This is a genomic window from Prevotella amnii CRIS 21A-A (assembly GCF_000177355.1).
Lineage (GTDB): Bacteria > Bacteroidota > Bacteroidia > Bacteroidales > Bacteroidaceae > Prevotella > Prevotella amnii.
On the sequence record NZ_ADFQ01000064.1, the window covers coordinates 1 to 17213 of the forward strand.

At 34.7% G+C, this 17213-nt stretch carries 12 protein-coding genes and 1 riboswitch; of the genes, 6 read left to right on the forward strand and 6 right to left on the reverse strand.

What is annotated here, in order from left to right; all coding sequences use genetic code 11:
* Positions 1-123: 123 nt before the first annotated feature.
* Positions 124-399: a 30S ribosomal protein S15 gene (rpsO, locus tag HMPREF9018_RS05625; protein ID WP_008449347.1), complete on the reverse strand. Its 276-nt coding sequence runs from the start codon at positions 397-399 to the stop codon at positions 124-126.
* A 209-nt stretch (positions 400-608) separates the two neighbouring features.
* Here rpsO and typA point away from each other — a divergent pair, with 209 nt between their 5' ends.
* Positions 609-2411, forward strand: a complete 1803-nt coding sequence (typA, locus tag HMPREF9018_RS05630; RefSeq protein WP_008449260.1) for a translational GTPase TypA — start codon at positions 609-611, stop codon at positions 2409-2411.
* A 96-nt stretch (positions 2412-2507) separates the two neighbouring features.
* On the opposite strand, the gene HMPREF9018_RS05635 is transcribed toward typA, so the two are convergent.
* A complete protein-coding gene (locus HMPREF9018_RS05635; RefSeq protein WP_008449232.1) occupies positions 2508-4025 on the reverse strand; it encodes a DUF438 domain-containing protein in 1518 nt (505 codons plus the stop codon).
* Between the two features lie 329 nt (positions 4026-4354).
* Between HMPREF9018_RS05635 and HMPREF9018_RS05640 the strand changes: the two genes are divergently transcribed.
* From HMPREF9018_RS05640 to HMPREF9018_RS05660, 5 genes are all read left to right on the forward strand, one after another.
* The gene (locus HMPREF9018_RS05640; protein ID WP_008449381.1) at positions 4355-4780 is read left to right on the forward strand and encodes a DUF2147 domain-containing protein; all 426 of its coding nucleotides are present in this window, start codon (positions 4355-4357) and stop codon (positions 4778-4780) included.
* A gap of 360 nt (positions 4781-5140) precedes the next feature.
* Positions 5141-5239: riboswitch (TPP riboswitch) on the forward strand.
* A gap of 25 nt (positions 5240-5264) precedes the next feature.
* The gene (locus HMPREF9018_RS05645; protein WP_008449282.1) at positions 5265-7664 is read left to right on the forward strand and encodes a TonB-dependent receptor; all 2400 of its coding nucleotides are present in this window, start codon (positions 5265-5267) and stop codon (positions 7662-7664) included.
* 25 nt (positions 7665-7689) lie between these two features.
* Positions 7690-8307 carry a nicotinamide riboside transporter PnuC gene (gene pnuC, locus HMPREF9018_RS05650; RefSeq protein ID WP_008449314.1) on the forward strand — a complete coding sequence of 206 codons (618 nt, stop codon included), beginning with the start codon at positions 7690-7692 and terminating at the stop codon, positions 8305-8307.
* Between the two features lie 4 nt (positions 8308-8311).
* Entirely contained in the window at positions 8312-8986 is a 675-nt protein-coding gene (locus tag HMPREF9018_RS05655) for a thiamine diphosphokinase (protein ID WP_008449228.1), read from the forward strand.
* Positions 8987-9123: 137 nt separating this feature from the next.
* Complete coding sequence (locus tag HMPREF9018_RS05660; RefSeq protein ID WP_008449351.1) at positions 9124-9444, forward strand: cupin domain-containing protein; 321 nt, start codon at positions 9124-9126, stop codon at positions 9442-9444.
* Between the two features lie 30 nt (positions 9445-9474).
* On the opposite strand, the gene queG is transcribed toward HMPREF9018_RS05660, so the two are convergent.
* The 4 genes from queG to HMPREF9018_RS05680 form a co-directional block, all read right to left on the reverse strand.
* Positions 9475-10407 (reverse strand): tRNA epoxyqueuosine(34) reductase QueG, encoded by a 933-nt coding sequence (queG, locus tag HMPREF9018_RS05665; protein WP_008449251.1) that lies wholly within the window; start codon positions 10405-10407, stop codon positions 9475-9477.
* A gap of 158 nt (positions 10408-10565) precedes the next feature.
* Positions 10566-11204, reverse strand: coding sequence for a polysaccharide deacetylase family protein (locus HMPREF9018_RS05670; RefSeq protein ID WP_008449306.1), 639 nt, complete (start codon positions 11202-11204; stop codon positions 10566-10568).
* Between the two features lie 98 nt (positions 11205-11302).
* Positions 11303-14635 (reverse strand): glycosyltransferase family 117 protein, encoded by a 3333-nt coding sequence (locus tag HMPREF9018_RS05675; RefSeq protein ID WP_008449325.1) that lies wholly within the window; start codon positions 14633-14635, stop codon positions 11303-11305.
* Between the two features lie 364 nt (positions 14636-14999).
* Positions 15000-17147, reverse strand: a complete 2148-nt coding sequence (locus HMPREF9018_RS05680) for a peptidylprolyl isomerase (protein WP_008449271.1) — start codon at positions 17145-17147, stop codon at positions 15000-15002.
* Positions 17148-17213 lie beyond the last annotated feature (66 nt).

A 17213-nucleotide genomic window follows, 5' to 3' on the forward strand; every position in this document is an offset into this window, starting at 1 on the left:
AATATATATATCATAATTTTAGCCTAAACAAACTTAGGCTGATAACTATTTTATATAAAATAAGAACAAAAAAAAAAGAGGTTAGAAACATATCCTAACCTCTTTTATCTCTTAGCAAATATCTTACTTACGAAGACCTAAAGCTTTTACAATAGCACGGTAACGCTCAATGTCTATCTTATACAAATAATTCAAAAGAGCACGACGCTTACCTACTAAACGAGTTATAGAACGAGTAGTAACATGGTCTTTACGATTTTTCTTAACATGCTCTGTTAAGTTTTTAATACGATAAGAGAAAAGAGCGATTTGGCTTTCTGCTGAACCTGTATCAGTTACTTTTTGTGCTTTACCATACTGTTCAAAGATTTCTTGCTTTTTTTCTTTGTTTAAATACATTGTCTTAAAATGGATTAATTGTTTGTTGCAATTACATTTTTCTATTGCGTTACCGTCATTAATCACAGCGGGGTACAATATCAAATGCATCGGATTTTCCGAAAAAGCGATGCAAAGGTACAACTTTTTATGCATATAGCAAACGTTTCCAACTTTTTATTTGTACTTTTGCATCTGATTTTAAAGAAAAATCTTTTTAAGGTAAATTCATGCAAGATATTCGTAACATCGCAGTTATTGCGCACGTTGACCATGGTAAAACCACTTTGGTTGATAAAATGATGCTCGCTGGAAAGTTATTCCGTGATGGACAAAACAACAGCGACGAAGTACTCGACTCTAATGATTTGGAACGAGAACGAGGCATTACTATTCTTTCAAAGAATGTTAGTATTAATTGGAAAGGAACTAAAATAAATATTCTCGACACTCCTGGTCACTCCGACTTTGGTGGTGAGGTAGAACGAGTTTTAAACATGGCAGACGGCTGTTTGCTCCTTGTTGATGCTTTTGAGGGTCCTATGCCACAAACACGTTTTGTGCTTCAAAAAGCTTTAGAAATAGGGTTAAAACCTGTTGTAGTAATAAACAAAGTGGACAAACCTAACTGTCGTCCAGAAGAAGTTTACGAAATGGTATTCGATCTTATGTGCGATCTTAATGCAACAGAAGAACAACTTAATTTTCCTGTTGTATATGGTTCTGCTAAAAATGGTTGGATGGCTAAAAGTTGGAAACAACCTACAGATAATATAGAATACTTACTCGACTTAATTGTAGAGGCTATCCCTGCTCCTAAGTTATTAGAAGGAACACCACAGATGCTCATTACTTCGCTTGATTATTCTTCATATACTGGTCGTATTGCCGTTGGTCGTATTCACCGTGGCAGCTTAAAGAACGGGCAAAATATCACTATATGCCATCGTGATGGCTCTAAAGAGCGAACAAAAATAAAAGAGCTACATACCTTTGAGGGAATGGGGCATGTTAAGACAGATGTTGTAACAAGTGGTGATATTTGTGCTGTTATAGGGTTAGAAAACTTTGAGATAGGCGATACCATTGCCGATTTTGACAATCCAGAGGCTTTACCTCCTATCGCTGTTGATGAACCTACTATGAGCATGCTTTTTACTATCAACGACTCTCCTTTCTTTGGTAAAGAAGGAAAATTCTGCACATCACGCCATATTAATGAGCGCTTAGAGAAAGAGTTAGAAAAAAATCTTGCTCTTCGTGTTCGTAGCTTTGAAAATAGTACAGATAAATGGATAGTTAGTGGACGAGGAGTGCTACATCTTTCTGTTCTTATTGAAACTATGCGCAGGGAAGGCTATGAGCTTCAGGTTGGTCAGCCACAGGTTATCTATAAAGAAATAAATGGGCAAAAATGTGAACCTATAGAAGAGCTTACTATCAATGTACCATCTGACTTCTCGAGTAAGATGATAGATATGGTAACACGCCGCAAAGGAGATTTATTAGGTATGGACGCAGAAGGAGATCGCGTTAATATTACTTTTGAAATACCATCTCGTGGCATTATCGGTTTACGAACCAATGTTCTTACAGCAAGTCAGGGCGAGGCTATTATGGCTCATCGTTATAAAGAGTATCAGCCCTTTAAGGGTGAGATAACTCGTCGAACAAATGGCTCTATGATTGCCCTTGAGGCAGGTACTGCTTTTGCCTATGCTATAGACAAGCTGCAAGATCGTGGTAAATTTTTCATCGATTCTGGAGAAGAAGTTTATGGCGGAGAAGTAGTTGGAGAGCATGTACACGATAACGATTTAGTAGTAAACGTAACAAAAGCCAAACAGCTTACTAACGTCCGTGCTTCTGGTTCAGATGAAAAAGCTCGTGTTATTCCAAAAACTGTAATGAGTTTAGAAGAATGTCTGGAATATATTAAAGCAGATGAATATGTAGAAGTTACTCCTAAGAATATTCGTATGCGCAAGATTATTCTTGATCACAACGAGCGTAAACGTGCCAATAAAGAATAGACACACATATTTTATATATTTTCTTTACAAAAGGTAGCTAATCTTTAAAAGTAAGAAGAGCTACCTTTTGCTTTATATTTTACATAGAAAATATATCTATAAACTTGTGATAATATCTTTTATTAGTTTTATCATTCTATCAACTCCCAACCCAGACCTCTCACCAGCCAACTGTATAGTAGCACGTTTTAGCATTATTTTCCCTAACGGGCTATTAAGCATTTTAAAAGAGGGATAACGCTTGGCAAGCTCTTTTTTCACCATAGGATATATTTCAAAAATATCTTTTAGCTTAGTTTCTGGAGTAATTTCTATACCTTTTACTACATCTTTTGTTGTTACCTTTTCTTCTGAAGTAGAGCTTTTTTCCTCTTCTCCTGCCCATGTTAGCAAAGTTTGCGAACCTGTTAAACTACGAATATGGGTACAATCTTGCATCATTTCAAGTACTCCACAAAATTTGCCCTTTTCATCTCTCACTGCCGTATAATGTATGTATATAAACACATCAGGCTTATTTATCCAGAACTCTGCATAATCTTGCTCACCTTTACGAAACTTATCTACTATTTCCTTTACTATGTGTACACTCTTTCGTGGGTGGCAATTAGTAACTTCTCTACCTATAACATTCTTAGAACGAGGAAATATACGATGATTAGTATCAGAATAAAATTTCACTAATTCGTTTTCATCTACAAAAGAAATATCTATGGGAAGATGTTTGTAGATAAGATTTATTTGCTTTAAAGTCAGCTTGCCTGTTGTAACATTAAGCTCTTCATTTTCACCTACCCCATAACCATATTTAGAGAGCAGATTCTGTAAATCGGTAGCAAATGATTCTTTTGCAGCAGTATTTTTAAGTGGTTCTGGTTTTGGCGAAGTAACATTAATAAAAGCAAATCCTATCTCTTGATCTCCTATTTTCATATCTTCAAATTCATCTTTTGTGATAAGAGCAAGTGCAGTAGGATATAAAATAGTTTCTTCTTTCTCCATCAAATCTCGTGCATGAACTATCAAATCATGCTGTTTAGCTATAAAGGCATCTTCATCTGTAGCTTCTAACAATTGTTCTGAACTACGAATCTCATCACTTATTATGTCATCAAAAGTCCACATAGTTGTAGTAGGACGATCAAACCCCTTCTTCTCAAGTAAAGGATATAGCTGATTTTGCTTACGTTTATAGTGTATAGGATATTGCTTTATATCATCATATAACTCTAACCACTGGTTTTTTATAAGTGGATATTGCACTAAATCTTCTACCTTTAAGAGCAACTTTCTCATCTCATCATTTTCTTTGTAATAATGAGCCAAAGGGTGATCCTCAGCTAATTCGGGGCGTTTGTTCTCCATAAAACCTTCTAAAAGCTCTAATACTTTATGCATATCTACACGCACACATTCATCTTCATTGCCTTCTTTTAAAGTCTGTTCCATATAGGCAATATGATAGGGATATATTTTACCTACTTCGTTTCTGAGCCTTTCACGCCCCTCTTCTAAAGTTATTTTACCCTGTTCGTATTTCTCTTCAATGTCTAATAAGCTCTTCATTCTTTCTATTTCGATAGAAGGAAGATGGTCTTTCATTTTATTTATCATACTACTAAACTGTTTAAAAATAGTATCACAAAGGTATAATTTAGCAAAATATCAGCTTATAACAAATGTTACCACGTAACGTTAAAAAAAACAAATAATACATTTACAGTACAATTTCTATATTTCCATGCTATTCCTATTTAATGCCATTTACTTATACTTTTAATCAGTATTTTACAAAACTATTAAATATTTTATCCTTTCAGGAGCATTTTCTTTAAGTTATATGTCTTAATATGAAAAAGTAATATTATTATATAAAATCATAGATATTACGAAAAAAATTATTACTTTTGTATGTACTTTCAAACAAACAAAAACAAATAAGAATGAAGAAGATGTATTTTATGTTCTGCCTTTTCTTTGTAATAACTTGCAATGTAATGGGTCAGACCACAATAGCAGACAAACTCATTGGTACTTATCTAACCGAAGGCGGTAAAGCTAAAATAGCTATAGCAAAGAGTGGCAACACATATTACGGCAAGCTCATTTGGAGCATAACTAAGAATGCTTTAGATAAGAATAATCCTGTAAAATCTGAACGTACAAAGAAATTAGCAGGTAAAATAATCCTTACAGGCTTTAAATATGCAAATAACGACGTATGGAACAATGGTAAGATATATGATCCTGAAAATGGTAAAACTTATAGCTGCAAGATTACAAGGAAAAGTAATGGCGATTTAGTTGTAAGGGGATTTATAGGTTTTTCCCTTTTAGGACGTAATACTACATGGATACGCCTAAAATAACAATAAATATAAGACATATATAATATTGTTTTTATTACAAAAAAGCCTTTTCATGGCTTTAATATATCAAAGTTAGTTATACAATAAGTTTTTTAGAAAATATTTTTTTCATTTCGGTATATGGTACATATTGTTAATGTGTACCATATATATTAGTAATGTACATCATCTACACTATTGGTGTATATCATCTACACTACTGGTGTACGTCATCTACACAAGTAGTGTATGCCACATACACTGGTATTATTTATAAGATTATACTAAGTATATAGTCTATAAATCATCTTCTACATATTTTATTTAACGTTTCTTTGGCTTTTCGGAAAAAGAGTATTAACTTTGTACTTGGTTTTAAAATATAAAACTAAGGGGTGCTTGCCTGTGTAGGCTTGCTGAGATTATACCCATAAACCTGATACGGGTAATGCCGTCGTAGGGACATTTTCCCCTTTAATGTTAAATTATAATATAAATTACATTCATGAAAAGAATGGTATTTTTAGTTAGCACACTTACTTGTGTTAGCGGACTCATGGCACAAAACAGGATTGATACTTTAAAGAGTAGACAGCTCGACGAAGTAGTTGTTGCCGGTGTAAGAGTAACAAAGAATGCGCCTTACGCTGTAGCTAATATTAAGAAAAGTGAGTTAGAAAGTTTTAGTAAACAAGGTAAAGAGCTTCCTTTTCTCTTTGCTCGTACTCCTGGCATTATAGCTTGGGGTGAAAATGGGTTAGGTACTGGTTCTGTATATATGCGCATGAGAGGCGCAGGAGCAAGTAGGATAAATGTCACTTTAGATGGCATTTCGCTCAATTCACCAGAGGATCAAGCTATTTTTTGGGCTAACATGAATTCGTATGCCACACTTTTAGGTAGTGTACAGATACAGCGTGGTATAGGAACTTCTACAAATGGTGATGGTGCCTTTGGAGGTTCTATCTCTTTAGCTACAGCTTCCCCACTGTTAGTTCCTTCTTTAGAGTTAAGTACTTCGTATGGGTCTTATAACACTTATTCTGTAGGAACTAATTTTTCTACAGGCTTGTTAGGAAACAAATTTATCTTCGATGGGGCATATCACGAAACAGGAACAAAAGGTTTTGTTCACGGCACAGCTGGAAGGTCTGGTTCTTATTATGGAGGATTAACGTGGCTTCCTAATGACAGGCTGCGCATAAGCTATAAAAACATTGGCAATTTTGAAAAAACTGGTCAGGCTTGGAACGGTGTAACAGCAGGTAATGGTGATGGAAGTTTAATAGATGGCAGCTATAAAGAACGTACAGGAATTACCACATATAAAGATATGTACAAGAATGGCTTAGGTAAATATAACACCTTGTATGAAAACTTAATAAAGGGTAAAGATGGAAAGTTTGAAAAAGATGCCGATGGCAATTATAAAACTTATCGTTATAAAATGCGTGATGGCTCTTATTGGGATAAAACTACGGATAACTTTTATCAAAACCATAATATTCTCTCTTTTTCATACAAACCAAATAACAACTGGAGCCATCGCTTAGCAATACACTATACTTATGGTTATGGATATTATAACGAGTTTAAAGAGAATAAGAAACTAAAGTATTTTGGATTAACCTTTACAGGTGCAGACGGAAAAGAGGTAAAGAAATCTGACTTTGTACGAAGAAAGGGCTTACAACAATATACATATAGTTTAGTATATACTAACAATTATAAAGACGATAAGTGGGATATTCTTGGAGGAATTAACCTTCAACAATTTCATTGCAACCACTTTGGTTACCTTACTTATATAGGTAATGAGGAACTTGATGCCAAGTTTCGCCCAAATGGTGTAGACTATAAATATTACGACTCAAAGGCATTTAAGCAAGACAATAGTGCTTACATTAAGGCAAGCTACCATTTTAACAACTTTTTAAATGTTTTCACTGATGTACAATACCGCTACGTAAACTACACATCTGATGGTGTCAATGATAAGTTTTATAAAAATAAAGAAAAAGGTGGATACATTAACCAGAATATAAACATTGATAAACAATACCATTTCCTTAACCCAAAAATAGGTTTAAGCTATTATAAAAAGGGGCATAAAGCATATACCTCTTTAGCATGGGCACATCGTGAGCCTGAGCGTAACAACTTTACAAATAATGGTAAGTATCCTGCTCCTAAGCCAGAACAATTACTCGATTTAGAACTTGGCTACCAATATCAGGCAAATATATGGCATGCAGGAGCTAACTTCTACGGTATGTGGTACCACAACCAGTTTGTACAAACAGGTGAACAAAGCGACATTGGCGAAAATCTAACTACCAATATTAAGCGAAGTTATCGTATGGGTGTAGAGCTTGAGGCTGGTGTACAACCTTTATCATGGTTATCTATAGAAGGTAATGCTGCTTTAAGTAAAAATAAAATAAAAAATTTTGATGAAATGGCAAGTGTTGATTATGAAAATAGCTTTGAAAAAATACATTATAATAATTCTACCCTTGCTTTCTCACCATCAGCTATCTTAAATGGTTTTATAGATGCCCATTATAAAGGTTTTAAAGCCACTTGGCATACTAACTTTGTGAGCCGTCAATATCTTGATAACACAGAGAATATTACACGCTCATTACCTTGTTATAGCCAGACTAACGTAAACGTTAGTTATACGTTCCGTTTCCATCGTAAATCTTTTGGATTAAAAGAGATTGTTCTTAGCAATTATTTTAACAACATATTCAATAAGCATTATGCTGCATCAGGCTGGGTTTATACCTCTATATTGAAAAGCGAAAATCATAATAATACAAACGATAATCGTTATACCCAAATAGGATTCGTACCTATGGCAGGATTCAACTTTATGGCTAACATAACTCTGAAGTTCTAATAAAATTTCTCATTGTTATACATACATGACAGAAATCTTAAACACCCTCCACAGTTTCTTTACCGACTATCAAAAACTTGAGATAATAGGGACTGTGGTGGGTTTAATATATATTTATCAGGAATATAAAGCAAGCATCTGGTTATGGCTTACAGGTATCGTTATGCCCATAATATATCTCGTCGTATACTATGAAGCACAGCTTTATGCTGATTTTGGAATGCAGGTCTACTATATTATTGCTGGACTTTATGGATTCCTTTATTGGAAATTTTCTAATAAAGAAAAACAAAAAAAACTGGCTATAACTCATTTACCACGTCGCTATCTAATACCTCTTATTGTAATTTTTATAGCACTATGGTTTGTTCTTTATACAGTTTTAGTACATTTTACCAATTCTAACGTACCTCTTTACGATAGCTTTGGTAATGCTGTTAGTATTTTAGGGCTTTGGGCTTTATCAAAAAAGTATATAGAACAATGGCTGTTTTGGATAATAGCAGATATAGAATTAGCTGTGCTTTATGCCTATAAAGATATACCTTTTACTGCTGGATTATATGCTCTTTATGTTATATTAGCTATTATAGGATATAGAAAATGGAAAGCAGAATACCATAAAAATAAAAAAGAAAAATAATATAATGAACGATATTATAAATAATTTCCCTATATATTATGATGCTGTAATACTCGCTGCAGGCGATTTCCCACAGCATTCTTTACCCATAAAAATATTAAGACAAGCTAAAAAACTTTTTGTTTGTGATGGTGCTTTAGCTAACCTCTTAAAACTTAACATTACACCAACTGCTATTATAGGAGATGGCGACTCTATAAACAACACTTTAAAACAACGCTTTTCTGATATTTATCACCAAATAGAAGAACAAGAAGAAAACGATCTGACAAAAGCTACTCGATATGCTCTTGCACATATAGACAAAGAACATGTTGGTAAACAGCTACCTCGATTTTGTTACATAGGTGCTACTGGTAAACGAGAAGATCACACCATAGGTAATATTTCGTTAATGATGTATTATTATAAAGAATTAGGAATTATACCAACAATGATAACTGACTATGGATATTTTCATACTTCTAATGGTGAACATACATTCAGCTCTTTACCTAAACAGCAAGTAAGCGTTTTTAATTGCTCTTGCACTTCTCTAAAATCAGAAGGACTTAAATGGGATATTTACCCAATGAAGCAGTTTTGGCAAGGTACGTTAAATGAAGCTTTAGCTAATAGTTTTACTATCAATGGCAATGGGTTTTATCTTGTTTATCAAACATTTGCCCAAAAAGAATAAGCCATCACCCATTTGCATCGTTCATCTTACATAAAAAATAGTAACATTTGTTGCTTTTAGTCATCTGGCACAAATATTGTACATATAACAATATTAGAAAAACTCTTTTTAAAAAAAAGAAATTATAAATAACAAAGATGATAGAAAAAGCAAAGGTTCTCACTATTAGTGAAATGATAAATTATGCAGAAGGAAGCATTGTAAGTAAAGAATTAGAGCATAACAGCTCTGGTAATATAACCATATTTAGTTTTGATATAGGTCAGAGATTATCAGAACATTCTGCACCTTTTGATGCCTTTATACAAGTAGTTGATGGTGAAATGGCACTAAACGTAGAAGGTATTACCTATAATATTAAGAAAGGAGAATGCTTTATTATACCGCAAGGAGCACGCCATTCTGTTTATGCCCCACAACGCTTTAAGATGTTACTAACAATGATTAAGGGCGAATAATGAGGCTAAAAACATATTAAACAGACGTTTTTACTTATTGTTTTTAGCTGCAATGTTTCTCTTTAGTCCTTCAAACTTCACACGCTTTACAGCAGATCCTTTAAACAGCTTACGATACTCTTCTACCGTAAGATTATGCCAATCTTCCTTAGTCATCATGAGAAGTTCTGGTTTTGGCTGCAATTTAGGCTCTGTAGTGGGTACAGAAAAACGATTCCATGGGCAAGAAGTAAGACACCTATCACAGCCATAAATAGTATTACCCATAGCCTCTTTTGCCTCAGAAGACAGTTCCCCACGATTTTCTATAAGCTGATAAGATAAGCATTTATCCGATTTAAATACAGGATCTTCACTAATAGCCTTAGTAGGGCAAGCATCTAAACAACGATGACATTTACCACAACGACCCTCTATAGGCTCATCGTATATATCTACTTCAAAGGGAAGAAATACTTCTCCTAAGAAAAACATTGAGCCTGCATGTGGTATGATAAGTTGATGGTTTTTACCTATCCAGCCTAATCCCGCCTTAGTAGCCCAATAACGCTCTAACACGGGAGCTGTATCACAAAAACATCTCACAACATTATCACCTATTTCAGATAGTGGCACAGGTAAGATCTTTTCTGCAAAAACACGTAATCGCTCCTTCATCAATGTGTGATAGTCCTGCCCAAGCGCATATACTGATATTTGGTATTCGGTATCTGGAATAGTTTTAGAAGGCGCATAGCTTAATGCTACTGATATTATTGTTTTTACTCCGGGCACAAGCAAACGAGGGTCTAATCGCTTCTCAACATTATTTGCCATATATAACATTCCTGCTTCATTACCACTATCTATCCATTTTCTATATGCTTTTGCTACCTTTTCTTCTACAGGTAAAGCCTTTGCCATACCACATGCAAAGAATCCTAACAGTTTGGCTTCTTGTTTTATTACATAAGAAGAAAGCATATAAATAAGTGTTTTTTTAGAAAGAGACAACTACCCTTTATTATTATAAAAACAAAACAGAATGTCTTAATTTAGATAAACATATAAGAAAACATACATCTATAATTCCTCTTATATATGAAACTATTCCTATAACTATTCATCTACTTTTTTTACAGCTAAAAGTTATAAGTATCTTTAGGATCTTTAGGAAACAGCTTAAACTCATATCCTTGTTCCTTAAGCCATTGCAACGATTCTGGAAGAGCCGTTTTTAGCTTATCAATACTTTTTAAAGAGTCATGAAAGGTTATTATAGATCCGTTGCGAGCATATCTTTTTACATTGTCTACAACATCTTTTGCAGTAAGATATTTAGAATAATCACGTGTAACAAGATCCCACATTACTACACGGTAATGTTGCTTAATCCACCAATATAACGTGTGGCGTAATATGCCATGTGGTGGACGAAAATATGGCGACTTTATTATAGCATCTGCCTTTGTAACATCTATAGCATAAGTTAAAGTCCAATGCTTAAAAGATCCTAAATGATGATAGGTATGATTTCCTACCATATGTCCACGTTTTTTTATCTCTTCAAATAATTCTGGATACTTTGCTACATTATCAGCAACTACAAAAAACATCGCTTTTGCTTCAAACTCATCTAACACATCAAGAATGAATGGTGTTGCTTCTGGTATTGGACCATCATCGAAAGTAATATAAACAGAATGATCTTTCTTGTCCATTCGCCATAAAGCATGAGGATAAAAAAGCCTAAGCCATCGTGCTGGTTGTTCTATAAGCATTTATAATATTATTTTTTTATAAACAATTTAAATAATGAAAAGCCGAGAGATAGTCTTTATCTTAAACTATCCTCGGCTATAATTTCTGCTCTGTTTCCCTATTGACCATAAGCTCTTAAAGCCCCACCCAATGCCTCAAAGTTTTGCATAAGCATACTTAATTCTTTTGCATGTTTCGTTGCCCATGAAGAATTGAGCATTTTGTTATCCTGAATAATGTTCATCATTATTTGGAAATGCATCTTACATGACTCTTGCGTCATATCAAAATAACGACTATTAAGACTCATATAATAATTGACGTACTGCTTAGAGTTTTTCCAAAGCTTGTCATATATTTGGGTAGCTTTGGCTTTCTTTCCAAGTAAAGAATAAGCTTTTGCTAAGCTTTCAGCACCACTCATATACACACATGGTACTACCGAAAAAGGTATTTCTTTATCAACCTTTTGTAAAACCTTCAAAGCCTTATCCTTTTTACCTTCTGCTATAAGGTTTAAAGCTAACTGACCTACCTCACGTCGGTGAGTATAAGCCATACGAGCAATAGTTTCATCAAGATAGAAATGAGGATTAGAGAGTCCGCCCCATTTAAACTTATGCATAACAGCATCATACGTTTTCTCTGTATCATAATTGCGAATATTTAACGTCTTACCTGCGTTATTTTCTGTAGTTGTAAATGGAGTAATTCGATAAGCTAAACCTTCTTGTATGAAGTTGTCGCCAAGATTCATGAAATTTTCTCCTCCTACAGTAATTGCTACATATAGAGGACGAGTCCAATTAGTATTCGCAATCATCTCAAGCATCATCAAGTCGTTCTTATATAGAGCATCTTTACCTTTTAACGAAATAATCATCTTATCTGGTATAGAGCCTGAAGGCAACATCATTCCACTACGTTTTACCGCTTCTTTATCTATTGTCATATAAATAGTATCAGTAGGAATAACATGCGTTTCATCATCTTTAGAACGTACCCAATACCTCAAAATATTCTTCAATTCAAAAGGATCTTTGCCAAAAACCCTCTTCGCTTCTGCTGGATTTTGATGATAAAACTCTTTTATCTGCTCCTTTAATCCTGGCTGTATTGGTATCATTTCGTTAGTCCCACTTACGTAATCTAAACGCCGCCATTTAATAGGCACACTTGGAGAGTTATAAGCTGGACGACGCATCTGGTCGATATACCAATCTGTCTGCAGATAATTTAAGTTACATACACGTACATCTGTACGCACACCTTCTACCTCCTGATTATACCATAAAGGGAAAGTATCATTATCACCATTAGTAAATATTATAGGATTACCTTTCTTTTGTAGTGAGTTAAGATAATTTTGTCCGAAATCTCTACAAGTATAACGCCCTGAACGGTCGTGGTCGTCCCATGTTTGAGATACCATTTGAATAGGAACAAGTAAACATATTATACTAACAACTGCTGCTGATACTACTGCAGGCACTTTAAGTTTTTTAGCCCAATCATATAAAGCTGCAACACCCAAACCACACCAAATAGAAAAAGCATAGAATGACCCTGCATAAGCATAGTCACGCTCACGTGGCTGCCCAGGATATTGATTAAGATATAATACGATAGCTAAACCTGTCATAAAGAACAGGAAGAAGACTACCCAAAATTGTTGAATCCCACGTTTTCCACGCCATGCTTGCCAAAAAAGTCCGATTAATCCGAGTAGTAAAGGTAAGCAATAGAACACATTATGACCTTTGTTCGCTTTCAAATCGTCAGGCATCAAACTTTGATTACCATACAAAGCATTATCTATAAATGGTATACCTGTTATCCAATTACCATGCTCAGGCTCGCCATTCCCCTGTATATCATTTTGACGTCCGGCAAAGTTCCACATAAAATACCTCCAGTACATGAAATTACACTGGTATGAAAGAAAAAAGCGAATGTTCTCTGCTTGTGTAGGCATCTTCACACCATCTACATCATGACCTGTAATACCTCCCATCCATTGCTCATATTGTCCTGCATGTTGATAATCCCACATTCGTGGAAAAAACATATTCTGTGAATATTGCAATTTATCTTTAGTGCGGACAACAAAATACGAATCCTTCTCCGTAGGTGAGGCTTTCTCCTTACGCTCATAAACAGGCGCACCTTTTGTAAACTTGTAATGCTGCCCATCTTCAGCTACTGCAGGCTGACTTGAATAAGCCTGACCATAAAGCAAAGGATAATCACCATACTGATTTCTACTCAAATAACTTCCTAAAGTAAAAATATCTTCTGGCGAATTTTGATCCATTGGCGGATTAGCTGTAGATCTAATCACTATTAATGCATATGAAGAATAGCCTATAATAAGCATCAACATACATAGCAACGCTGTGTTTTTTATACGAGAAGATATAAGAGGTGTTCTACCATTTTTACCACCTATGGTTCTTTTACACTTTACATGCAATACACCAAAGACTATTACAAGTATCACAATGCCTGTGAAAAAAGCCTTCCAACCAAAACCTACAAAAGGAATACCTATCAAAGCTAAAGCTACTAAAAAAGCAATATTCTGACGCTTCTCATTACTATTTTGATAAGTTTCATAAATAGCCCAAATAAACGAACCTATCAATAAAATAATATAAATAATAGTACCTGTATTAAAAGGCATTCCCAAGGTGTTTGTAAAGAACAATTCAAACCAACCTCCTACGGTAATAATTCCCGGCACAACACCATAAAGCACAGCAGCAACCAATATAATAGATATTAGCAAAGCTATAAGAGAGCCTTTAAGATTAGCATTTGGATATTTCTTATAATAGAATACTAAAACTATAGCAGGTATACAAAGAAGGTTTAATAAATGAACACCAATAGATAGACCTGTCATATAAGTTATAAGTACTAACCATTTATCAGAATGTGGCTTATCAGCATTATCCTCCCATTTAAGTATAAGCCAAAACACTACTGCTGTGAAAGCCGAAGAGTAAGCATATACTTCACCCTCTACAGCAGAAAACCAAAAAGTATCACTCCATGTATAAATAAGAGCGCCTACTAACCCTGATGCTTCTATTGCAATAAGTTTTGGCAAAGAAATACTTCCTTTCTCACGCACTATAAGGCGACGAGTAAGGTGAGTAATAGTCCAAAAAAGAAACATAATACAAGTAGCTGACAACAAAGCACTCATTGTGTTTACCATTCTTGCCACTTGCGTAGGATCACTGGTAAAGTGTGAAAAAAGATTAGCTGTTATTGCAAAAAAAGGAGCCCCAGGAGGATGTCCTATCTCAAGTTTGTAACCTGTTGTGATAAATTCAGGGCAATCCCAAAAGCTCGCCGTTGGCTCGATAGTGGAAACATAGGTAAAAGCAGCTATAAGAAAAGCCACCCAGCCTAAAATGTTATCCACAAGTCTAAACTTTTTCATATATTTATTCTGTTTTAAAAATAATTGCAACTAACTAATAGTAGCTATCTTATTTTATTAATTCTACGATATTTGTTGCAAAGATACCAATATAAATTATATTATATAGTGAAAGCTATAAGAAAAAAACAAAAAAAACTTAGATAGAAAATATTATAAAATAAACCCATAGATACCAAATTTAAGCTAAACTTTGAATAACTCTTATTTTATTACAGTAAAACTAACTTTTCCACACCGTACTTCTCTTAGTATTCTGTTAAACAGAAACTTTGCTTTTAAGTATACCTTTAATTATAAAATAAAATAGCCGCTCTTGTTATAAGAACGGCTCTTTTTATATAATATCAGTAAATTATTTATATTAGAAGAATAAATAGCGATTATCTACAACATGAGCTTTAAGCACTAAATCCTGCATAAAACCGCCTACTATTTGCATTGACTGCTGAGATAACTGCTGCTCAAGCTGTGCCTCATTAAACTTAGACCCTGCTCGCATAGCTTTCTTTAATACTTGGAAAACATATACCCCAGCATTACCCTTTACTGGTTTTTTAGAGAACTTGCCTTGCTCTGTAGCTGCTACGGCACCAGAAAGCGCTGGCTCAACAGCACCTACCGACTGAATAAATGCTGGTGATGCAAAAGTAATCTGGTTAACTATAGATACTTTAGCTCCCTTAGCTTGAGCTGCAGCTATAGACTTTACACCTTTTAATTTTGCCATTAGAACTTCAGCTTTCTTATCTTTCATTACTTCACGCTTTAGAATTTCTTTCACCTCAGCATCATTCCATGGACGATAACCCTGCTCATGAATCCCGTTCAGAACAAGTACCAACATGTGATCATTATCCCCTACTTCAAAAAGAGGTGAAATATCCCCTTGCTTAGCCTCAAAGATCCATTTCAAAGCATCTCGTGTGCCACGGATACCTGCCACATAATGCTCTGCTGTGGTTATACCTTTCAAGTCCTTTACTAAATAACCATATCTACCAGCATTCTTTTGAAGATCTGCTAAAGTAGTACTTTTCGCTACAAATTCAGAGAATTTATTATATGCTATACCTCGAGTTTCTTTTGAGAAATCAATAGCTTTCTTTATAACTGCAGCAACCGACTTAGTTGTCATTGCTCGTTTTTCAAGAACTTCTACAATAACGTTTCCTTGTGTCAAAGCTACGTTTTGGATAGCATTAACCTCTCCCTTTAACAATGACAGTAAAAAAGTACGATTATCCTGTCCTATACTTGGAGCAGATTCATATTGCTGACCTGTGAGCCATGCCTTTGCACCTGTCTGACCATAACGCTTAGCAATAGTAACAAAATCAGCTCCTCCTGCCAAAGCCTTTTGTATAGAGTCTGCCTTTACCTTAGATTCTTCTGGAGTGTTTGCTACAACCTGTATCTGACGGAACTCTACAGAGTCTGGCAATTGCTCTTTAGAAAGAACACGGATAACATTTAAGGTATTATCTTGAGTGTTTTCAGTAACTCCTGTTGTACCTACATCTAAAGTTTCTATCTTAGAAGCTATGTCAGGATATTGCTGATAAGCCTTACTACTTACAGGAACATCAAGATAAGGTATTATGCTACCACTCTTACTTACAACAGAAGAAACATCGGTAGTTGTAGATAATTCTTTTTGCAAACTATTCATATTATTCATTATAGCTCTACGATCGGCTGCACTTGCCTTAATCTGAACATCTACATACTTAACATCACGACTTTCTACTGCCTGACGGAACATACCCTTTAGCTCATCATACTTTGCCTTTAAATCATCATCAGATATTTTTATATCGGCATCTTTTACACTGCTATAAGGAAGTGTAGCAAGCTGTATCTGAGCTTCTTCATTATTATCTTTAAAAGCTAACTTAGCCTCAACCTTATTAGAAAGCACACAAGAGGCAAGCAAGCTCTGATATTTCTGACCAAGAAGCTGCGAACGAAGATTCTTCTCTACAAACAACCAATAGTTGTAAATGCTCTGCATCTGCTCTAACTGTGGAGAATTAGTATCTTTTGCTTTATTATAACTATCAAGAAACTGTTTTAATATATTAACATCGAAACGCCCCGTCTGCTGATTTACAAAAGGGGTTTGCGCTAAAGCAGGATTAGTACCATCACTGAGCACATTCTGTATTTCTTGCTCTGTTACTGTTAATCCTACCTTCTTAGCATCTGCCTCTAATACACGATTACTAACAAGCTGATGCCATACCTGATCTTTTACCTGATTAAGCTCTTGTTCTGATAAGTTATCACGCTGCATAGTTAGCTTAATAGCCGACTGATATTCATCTATTAATTTCTGAAAATCCTGATTACTAATCTTTTCACCAAGAATTTCTCCTACTTGCGAACGTTGCTCGTTTTTCAAACCGGAACAAGATCGTGCTCCTTCCTCTACAAGAAAACCAAGCAAAGCCAAGCCGATAACGATCATAAGTAAAGTTCCTTTACTTCTAATTTTACCTAATACTGCCATTTTATATATTTATTTTATTTCTTAATTATTATCATTTTTAAAAATTGCCTACAAAAATACAAACAA